Annotated in this window: 8 protein-coding genes; 7 read left to right on the top strand and 1 reads right to left on the bottom strand. The window is 67.8% G+C overall.

The window, feature by feature from the left end; all coding sequences use genetic code 11:
- Positions 1-503: AAA family ATPase (locus tag ON45_RS12790; RefSeq protein ID WP_306301654.1), on the bottom strand; the 503-nt coding region annotated here is incomplete at its 3' end.
- Positions 504-658: 155 nt separating this feature from the next.
- On the opposite strand from ON45_RS12790, the gene ON45_RS12785 reads away from it, so the two are divergent.
- From ON45_RS12785 to ON45_RS12750, 7 genes are all read left to right on the top strand, one after another.
- Complete coding sequence (locus tag ON45_RS12785; protein WP_040494378.1) at positions 659-1,558, top strand: ROK family protein; 900 nt, start codon at positions 659-661, stop codon at positions 1,556-1,558.
- 24 nt (positions 1,559-1,582) lie between these two features.
- The gene (locus ON45_RS12780; protein ID WP_040494377.1) at positions 1,583-2,803 is read left to right on the top strand and encodes an acyl-CoA dehydrogenase family protein; all 1,221 of its coding nucleotides are present in this window, start codon (positions 1,583-1,585) and stop codon (positions 2,801-2,803) included.
- Positions 2,804-3,061: 258 nt separating this feature from the next.
- Positions 3,062-3,559: an HNH endonuclease gene (locus tag ON45_RS12770; RefSeq protein WP_040494375.1), complete on the top strand. Its 498-nt coding sequence runs from the start codon at positions 3,062-3,064 to the stop codon at positions 3,557-3,559.
- Positions 3,556-4,215: a lipoate--protein ligase family protein gene (locus ON45_RS12765; protein ID WP_158412392.1), complete on the top strand. Its 660-nt coding sequence runs from the start codon at positions 3,556-3,558 to the stop codon at positions 4,213-4,215. The genes ON45_RS12770 and ON45_RS12765 overlap by 4 nt, the downstream gene beginning before the upstream one ends.
- A gap of 389 nt (positions 4,216-4,604) precedes the next feature.
- Complete coding sequence (locus ON45_RS23535; protein ID WP_158412390.1) at positions 4,605-5,012, top strand: division/cell wall cluster transcriptional repressor MraZ; 408 nt, start codon at positions 4,605-4,607, stop codon at positions 5,010-5,012.
- The gene (gene rsmH, locus ON45_RS12755) at positions 5,009-5,956 is read left to right on the top strand and encodes a 16S rRNA (cytosine(1402)-N(4))-methyltransferase RsmH (RefSeq protein ID WP_051062998.1); all 948 of its coding nucleotides are present in this window, start codon (positions 5,009-5,011) and stop codon (positions 5,954-5,956) included. Before ON45_RS23535 ends, rsmH begins: the two co-directional genes overlap by 4 nt.
- Positions 5,956-6,441 (top strand): hypothetical protein, encoded by a 486-nt coding sequence (locus ON45_RS12750; RefSeq protein ID WP_040494372.1) that lies wholly within the window; start codon positions 5,956-5,958, stop codon positions 6,439-6,441. The genes rsmH and ON45_RS12750 overlap by 1 nt, the downstream gene beginning before the upstream one ends.
- The last annotated feature ends 179 nt before the right edge of the window (positions 6,442-6,620 follow it).

The raw sequence follows: 6,620 nt of genomic DNA, 5'->3' as shown, positions 1-6,620 counted from the left end.
TAGCCGATGGAGATCCTCAGCAGGAACCGGTCGAGTTGGCTCTCGGGCAGCCGGTACGTGCCCTCCTGCTCGATCGGGTTCTGCGTGGCGATCACCATGAAGGGCGGCGGGAGTGGCCGGCTGACACCGTCGGAGCTGACCTGGCGTTCCTCCATTGCCTCGAGCAGTGCCGACTGCGTCTTCGGCGAGGCGCGGTTGATCTCGTCGGCGAGGACGACGTTCGCGAACAGGGGACCCGGTTCGAATCGGAAGGTCTCGGACGTCCGCGAGTAGATGCTCACGCCGATCAGGTCGGTCGGGAGCAGGTCGGGAGTGAACTGGACGCGTCGCCAGGAACAGTCGACCGACCTCGAGAGTGCCTTGGCCAGACTGGTCTTTCCCACACCGGGAACGTCCTCGACCAGGAGGTGTCCCTCGGCGAGGAGGCAGATGACCGCGAGTTCGATCGCCTCCGGCTTGCCGCGGATCGCCTGACCGATGTTGGCAGTGACCGCGCTGAACAGCTGCGCGAAGGTGCGACCGGGCGCAGCCTGTTGAGCGCGGTCCTCCGTGCCCGTCCTCGGTGTCCCCCCGTCGCTGATGTCCGTCGTCACCACGAGCAGGGTAGAGGCCAGAGGCGGTCGATCCGGTTCGCACCACCATCATCTACGCTGCGGATGTGTCGTCCCCTCCCGTCCTCGCGGTCGCCGTCGAACCGTCACGGCTCGCCGCCGCCCTCGTCGCTCCCGATGGGACCGTGCTCGTTCGGGACCGGGTCACGATGCCGTCCCGAGACGTGTGGCGGGCTCTCGACGGCCTCGTACGCAGGGTCGATGCGGCAGGGCGCGATTCGGTCGTGCCGTTCGCACAGGTCGCGGTGAGCTGTGTCGGACCGGTCGACGAGCAGGCCGGAACGGTGACGCCGCCCTACGTCCCGACGTGGACGAGCTTCCCGCTGCGCGACCACCTCGAAGAACTCACCGAACGTCCGGTCCTCCTCGCGTCGGCGGGTGCCGCGGCGGCCGAGGCCGAGCGTCTCGTCGGTGAGGCGCGTGACACCGCGAGCTACGCGTTCCTGATCGCCGATGCCACCGTCGACTCGGCGTGCATCGTCGACGGCCGTCGGATGTCGGGCGCTCACGGCAACGCCGGATCGCTCGCTCACATCACCGTCGATCCGACGGGATTGTCGTGCTGGTGTGGGGCACGGGGCTGCCTCGAGCCGTACCTCTCGTCGATCGCTCTCCAGGCGGAACTGAATCGGCCGCTCCGCCGCGCGAACCCGTCGACCATCGAACGCTCGGGAATCATGCTCGGTCGGGCGATCGCATCGTTGTGTGCGATGGTCGACGTCGACACGATCTTCGTGACCGGGGGCGTGATCGATGCCTTCGGTGACACGTTGCTCCACGTCACCCGACGCGAGCTCCAGACGCGCTCCCGGCTCTCGAACCTCGCCGACCTCTCCATCGTCGAACCGGTCGAGTACATCAGCTCGCTCGTGCGCGCCGCCTCGCTCGTCCTCGGCACCTCGGCGCCAGCCGGTCCGGAGGTGACCGGCTCGCCTACTGCGCGGTAACAACGCTTTGGTAGCGTTCGCCCCATGCAACCGACGTACACCGCCGAGGCCGAGGCCTACCGCGAAAAGGTCCAGGCGTTCCTCGCCGAGAAGCTCCCCACCGATTGGCAGGGCACCGGTGCGATCGAAGGTGATGAGCTCGAACAGTTCGTCGCCGAATGGCGGAACACGCTCTACGAGGCGCGGTACCTCGCGCCCGGCTGGCCGACCGAGTACGGCGGTGGCGGCCTCAGCGCGACCGAGCAGGTGATCCTCGCCGAGGAGTTCACCCGGGCGGGCGTTCCGAGCGGTGGACCGAACGACGCGTTCAGCATTCAGATGCTGGGGAACACCCTCCTGATGTGGGGCACCGACGAGCAGAAGGCGCACTACCTCCCGCGTCTGTTGAAGGGCGACGACACGTGGTGTCAGGGGTACTCCGAGCCCGACGCGGGTTCCGACCTCGGCAACGTCGGATTGCGTGCGGTCCTCGACGGCGACGAGTGGATCCTGAACGGTCAGAAGATCTGGACCTCGGCCGGACATCTCGCCGACCACATCTTCACCCTCGCCCGCACCGACCCGGACGGACCCAAGCACAAGGGCATCTCGTTCATGCTCGTGCCGATGGATCAGCCCGGCATCGAGGTACGTCCGATCAAGATGATCTCGGGCGACAGCGAGTTCAACGAGGTGTTCTACACCGATGCCCGGGTCCCGAAGGAGAACATCGTCGGCGGACTGAACAACGGTTGGGCGGTCGCGATGTCGCTGCTCGGCTTCGAGCGCGGCGAGGCCGCTGCCACCGCTCCGATCCGCTTCAAGTCCGAGATCGAGCGACTCACGACGATGGCGCAGGAACGTGGCCTCGCCGACGACCCCGTGATCCGTCAACGGCTCGCGTGGTGTCACGGTCAGGTGCGGATCATGCGGTACAACGGCATGCGCGTCCTCACGCAGTTCTTGAACGGTCATCACCCCGGTCCCGACGCGGCGATCGGCAAGCTGTTCTGGAGCGAGTACCACAAGGTCGTCACCGAACTCGCGCTCGACATCATGGGTGCCGACGCGCTCTTCTACGAAGGTCGCAAGCCTCCGTCGGCCTTCTCGACCGACGATCCGGGTGCAGCGAACACCTCGGCCTCGTGGGTGAACACCTTCCTCAACGCGCGCGCGGGAACGATCTACGCCGGCTCGAGTCAGATCCAGCGCAACATCGTCGGTGAGATGATTCTCGGCCTGCCGAAGGAACCCAAGCCGGCGTGATCCGGTCGGCTGCGGCGGTGATCGCCCGGCCGTCGCTGTGGCGAACCGCCGTACGTCAGATGCGGCGTACCACTGCGCCGGGATGGTGGAAGCGACGACCATTCCTGCCCGTTCCGTCCGGGAGCTATCTCGAGTTTCGTCTCGTCACGCAGTACGGCGACGCCCGTCATGCGTGGGAGCCCGCGGATGTGGTGAACTATCTCCGATGGTGCAAATCGTGGGAATCCCGGATCTGACGGCTCAGTAAAGTCGCCCGACATGCACAGCGCGCTTGTTCTCAACGCCAGCTTCGAGCCGCTCAGCATCGTGTCGTCGCGGCGTGCGACCTGCCTCGTCCTGTCCGACAAAGCCGACGTCGTGGAGGCTGACGGTGCCGTCTTCCGATCCGAGCGGCTCACCTTCCCGAGCCCGTCGGTGATCCGGCTCCGCTACATGGTCAAGGTGCCGTACGTGCGGCGTGCGGCACTGTCTCGTCGAGCGATCTTCGCCCGTGACGATCACCGGTGTCAGTACTGCGGAGGACACGCCGATTCGATCGACCACGTGCTGCCGAAGTCTCGCGGCGGACTGCACACGTGGGAGAACGTCGCTGCCGCCTGTCGTCCGTGCAACCTCGACAAGCGCGATCGCACGCCCGACGAAGCCGGGATGCGCCTGGCGAAGCCGTGCCGCGCGCCCCGGGCGTCGGCGTGGGTGGTGGTGTCGGTGAGCGGCGTTCCCGACGTGTGGCGTCGGTACCTGCCGATCGCCTCGTGACGGCGTTCCAGCTCGTCCGCCGTCGTTCATCGGCCGCCGAATTCCACGCGCTCCCGATTCCGGAACCGGCTCGGCCCGAACTGTGGTTTCACGAGATCACGGCACCCGCGCTCGTCCTCGGCTCGACTCAGCGCGACGACGTCGTCGATGTCGAGCAGTGCCGAGTTCGCGGGATCGAGGTGGTCCGTCGGCGAAGCGGTGGGGGAGCGGTGCTGCTCGTGCCGGACGAGGTCGTCTGGGTCGACGTGATCCTGCCGGCCGGATCGCCCGGTTGGTCCGACGACGTCCACCGGCCGATGGTCTGGCTCGGTGAACGGATCGCGGAGGCGTTCGCGGCGGTCGGGGTCGACCGTGCCGTGGTCCACCGCGGGGCGATGGAGACCACCGAATGGTCACGGCTGGTGTGTTTCGACGGGCTCGGCGCCGGAGAACTCACGATCGACGGAGCCAAGCTCGTCGGCATCAGCCAGCGGCGGACCCGAGCAGCGGCCCGACTGCAGGCGTGTTGGTACAGCGACTACGACTCGGCGCTGCTCCCACTCCTGCTGCGCCCGGACGTCGATCCGTCGACGCTGGGGTCCCCGGCGACGGTCCCCACCACGGTCGCGAACGCTGTCCCGGACCTCCTGGTTCGCGCGCTCGATCGGCCCATCTGACCCTCCCCGCCGTTCACCCCCGGTCGCGTCCCACCGTTCGCGCCCGGGAAATTTCGTGGGATCGAGACGCTTGGCGACCGGATCCCACGAGATTTCCCCGGGACCGGAGGGGCCCTCGGAGAATCTCGCGAGATGTGGACCGCTGGCGACGCGATCGCACGAAATTTCACGGGGCGGGAGCGTCGGCGGGAGGGACGGCGGGAGGGACGGGTGGGACGCGCAGGCGAGGGAGAACGGGTGGTTCGACGTGATGAGAATGGGAGGAAGTGGGGAGTGGTGGTTGACGATGGGGAGAAATGGGGGCAGGATGGCGGGCGTTGGGGGAGCTGTCCCGTCGATCCCCGACAGGCAGGACCGCGGGACATCGAGTGGCAGGAAGCGAGCAACACGTGTTTGTCGGTGTGTACGAGCGACAGCTCGACGAGCGAGGACGGGTGGCGCTGCCGCCGTCGTTCCGCAGCACCATCGGCGAACAGTGCTACCTCACCTACGGCGACGACGGATGCGTCCGGATCATGAGCGTCGACGTGTTCCAGTCCGAGGCCGAGGAGATGATCGAGAAGGTCAAGGCCGGCGAGGTCTCCCGCGCCAAGCAGCGTGTCTTCGCCTCGTCGGTCGTGATGGCCGGCATCGACAAACAGGGCCGGATCCTCGTCGACCCCCGGCTGCGGGCTCACGCCGACGTGGAACTGCAGGCACCGGTGACCCTGCTCGGCGCGCTCGATCGCATCGAGATCTGGGAGCCCAGCCGGTTCGAACAGCAAGAGGCGGTCGGACTCCAGGAGATGGCACAGTGAGCGACTTCGAACACGACCCGGTGATGGTCGACGAGATCTCCGACATCTTCGACTCCGTCCCTGCGGGCACCGTGGTGGACGCGACGCTCGGCGGCGGGGGACACAGCTACGCACTGCTCAGCCGGCGCGCGGACATCGACATCCTCGGCATCGACCAGGACGCCGACGCGATCGAGGCGGCACTCGAGCGGTTGACCGAGTTCGCCGACCGCGTGCGCGTCAGCCGTCGGCGTTTCGACCAGATCGACGAAGCGCTCGCCGAGCACGGCGTGACCGAGATCAGCGGTGCACTCTTCGACCTCGGCGTGTCGTCGCCGCAGCTCGACCGTGCCGAGCGCGGGTTCTCGTACCGCCAGGACGGCCCCATCGACATGCGGATGGACGACGACCAGCAGTGGTCGGGGAGCGACGTCGTCAACGGATACGCGCGCAACGATCTCGCCCGGGTGATCAAGACCCACGGCGACGAACGCTTCGCCGGCCGGATCGCCGATGCGATCGTGGCGGCCCGGCCGGTCGAGAGCACCGTGGACCTCGCCGAGATCGTGACCGGTGCGATTCCCGCGGCGGCACGCCGAACGGGAGGCCACCCCGCCAAGCGCACGTTCCAGGCGATTCGGATCGAAGTCAACGCCGAACTCGAGGTGCTGCCCGATGCGCTCGACAGCGCCGTCGCCGCAACCGTTCCCGGCGGCCGCATCGCAGTGCTCTCGTATCACTCCGGTGAGGACCGCATCGCCAAGCAGCGGTTCGCGATCGCGGCGGGTGCGTGCGATTGTCCTCACGACCTCCCGTGCGTGTGCGGCGCGATCCAGACGGTTCGCATCGTGCGCGGCGTCGCGAAGCGGGCATCGGCCGCGGAACAGGAACGCAACCGCCGGTCGTCGAGCGCGCTGCTGCGCGTCGTCGAGAAGACCGAGCCGATTCCGAAGGCGGAGAGCTGATGGCCATCGCCATCGTCCGCGACTCCGAGGCGAAGCAGAGCGCACCCGAGAGTGATCAGCGGCCGAAGCTGAGTGTCGTCGCGGTCGGCGGCCGGCCGCGATGGATCGCGATCGTCGGCGGCATCGTGGTGTTCATCGTGCTGGCGGCCATGCTGGGCGCGGCGGTGTTCCACACCCAGCTCGCGCAACGACAGTTGAAGGTCGACGAACTCGAACGCCTGGTCGATGACGAACGGGTGCGTTTCGACGAACTGCGTCGCGACCGGGCCGTACTGCGCTCGCCGCAGCGGATCTCGGATGAGGCGACCGCGCTCGGCATGGTGCCTTCCGACTCGGTCCGGTTCATCGAGATCGACCCGATGGCGCTCGCTCGCCAACTCGCTGCCGCCGGCGTGACCGACGGCGACACCACCCGCGTGATCGTCGACACCGGGCCGCTCGAACAGTTCCGTGACGTGAAAGCCGTTTCGGAGGGACAACCGTGAACCGACGCCACGAGCCGTTGGTTCGCGAGCGACCACCGGCGCCCCGCGCGCGTCCGTCGAGAGAACAGCCGAAGCGCAAGCGCGCAGCGTCGAAACGGGAACCGGTTCGCGGCTCAGGGTCGGCGCGTTCGACGGGGAGGCCGACCGGCAAGGCGGCGCAGAAGCAGGCTCCGAAACGC

Origin of the sequence: Ilumatobacter nonamiensis YM16-303 (genome assembly GCF_000350145.1) — a bacterium.
In the GTDB taxonomy this organism is placed as follows: domain Bacteria; phylum Actinomycetota; class Acidimicrobiia; order Acidimicrobiales; family Ilumatobacteraceae; genus Ilumatobacter_A; species Ilumatobacter_A nonamiensis.
Note: the sequence above shows the minus strand (reverse complement) of the source record. Positions and strands in the feature narration are given on the sequence as shown.

Bases quoted from the DNA above. Each gene is read 5' to 3' on its own strand.
- ON45_RS12770 (WP_040494375.1), top strand. From the start codon at position 3,062: ATGCACAGCGCGCTTGTTCTCAACGCCAGCTTCGAGCCGCTCAGCATC.
- ON45_RS12780 (WP_040494377.1), top strand. From the start codon at position 1,583: ATGCAACCGACGTACACCGCCGAGGCCGAGGCCTACCGCGAAAAGGTC.
- ON45_RS12750 (WP_040494372.1), top strand. From the start codon at position 5,956: ATGGCCATCGCCATCGTCCGCGACTCCGAGGCGAAGCAGAGCGCACCC.